This window comes from Azospirillum griseum (assembly GCF_003966125.1).
GTDB lineage: Bacteria > Pseudomonadota > Alphaproteobacteria > Azospirillales > Azospirillaceae > Azospirillum > Azospirillum griseum.
The window spans coordinates 1-1,305 of sequence record NZ_RXMA01000100.1; the positions used below are offsets into that span (position 1 = coordinate 1).

General features: G+C 68.8%; 2 protein-coding genes and 1 pseudogene. All 3 read right to left on the reverse strand.

Features of this window, described 5'->3' with window-relative positions:
* Positions 1–88: 88 nt before the first annotated feature.
* Positions 89–598 (reverse strand): annotated as a pseudogene (locus tag EJ903_RS26310) (IS66 family transposase); the annotation flags it as partial.
* A gap of 86 nt (positions 599–684) precedes the next feature.
* On the reverse strand, positions 685–1,032 hold the full coding sequence (gene tnpB, locus EJ903_RS26315) for an IS66 family insertion sequence element accessory protein TnpB (RefSeq protein WP_126620815.1): 348 nt from the start codon (positions 1,030–1,032) through the stop codon (positions 685–687).
* Positions 1,029–1,305: hypothetical protein (locus EJ903_RS26320; protein ID WP_425455527.1), on the reverse strand; the 277-nt coding region annotated here is incomplete at its 5' end. The genes EJ903_RS26320 and tnpB, both read right to left, overlap by 4 nt.

The window sequence follows — 1,305 nt, forward strand, 5'->3', positions numbered from 1 at the left end:
GGGCTACGCCCGACCTCCGTCGCGACGGCGACGTCCTTCATTCTCATCCAGATTGACGCCCGTTCTCACCGTGATTGTCGGGCCATAGGACGTGGCGGATCACGGTGAAACGCGCCGGGATGTAGTCCAGAACCTCGCGGACATCCTCGCCCACCGGACGCAGGGCGCCGCCGCAGGAGGGGCAGGCATCAAACGGGGCGTGCACGATCTCGGTGCGCGGCAGATGCTCCGGCAGCTTGCGCCGGCCGGCTTGGGCACGGCTCTCCGCCGAGGGCGCCCGCGGCTCGGCGGGATCGGCCGACATTCCTTCGGCCGCCGCAGCAGCCTCCAGGTCCTCCAGCGCCAATTCGAGCTGGTCGATCTCGCGGTCGATCTTCTCGGAAGAACGCCCGAATTGCATGCGCCGCAGCCGAGCCAACTGGATCTTGAGCGTCTCCACCTCGAGCGCTTTGGCCACCAGGCCGGCCTTGGCGGCGGCCAATTCGGCCTCGCTGGCCTCGCGACACCGACGCTCGGTCGCCAACTCCGCAGCCTGCGCCGCGATGATCGCGCGCAGCGTCTCAATGTCGGTGGGCAGCGGCTCGGCGGTGGTGGGCATGGCCGGAGTCTACCCGATCGGCGGCTCCCGGAGGAGGAGCGATCATCATCCCGGTGCCGATCATCGGCGAGCGTGGCGGCCGGGACTCACCCCGCCATCTCCGGGCGCCATGTGCGCTGCGGGGCGCGCCAATCCATGCCCTCGATGAGCATCGCCAACTGGGCCGGAGTGAGCACCGCCACGCCCTCGCGGCTGATCGGCCACACGAAGCGCCCCTTCTCCAGGCGCTTGGTGAACAGGCAGAAGCCCTGGCCATCCCAGTAAAGAACCTTCACCAGATGACCTTGCCGACCCCGGAAAACAAACAAATGGCCGGCGAACGGGTCCTGCTGAAGGACCTGCTGGGCGAGCATGGCCAACCCGTCCATGCCCTTGCGCATGTCGGTGGTGCCCATCGCCAGATAGACCCGCACCCCGGCGGGAACCGAGATCATGGCGAATCCAACGCGCCGACCAGTCGGCGCAGCGTGGCCGGGGCGATATCCTCGGCGACGCGCAGCACGCGGCCGTTGGCGAGAACGACCTCGACCAGGGCGGCACGGCGCTCGGCTGAGGGTGCCGGCTCCGGCGCCGACGGCGTCTTGGTGGGAGAGATCAGGCCGACGGACGGCGGCCCCTCCGTAAGCATCCGCTGAGTGCCGCGGTCAGGCAGCTTTTTGCTGTTCGCGGATTGCCTTCCACTCCCATGGCAGGAGTTCGCGCAGGCG

Coding starts and splice junctions, on each gene's coding strand:
- tnpB (WP_126620815.1), bottom strand. CDS start 1,032: ATGATCTCGGTTCCCGCCGGGGTGCGGGTCTATCTGGCGATGGGCACC.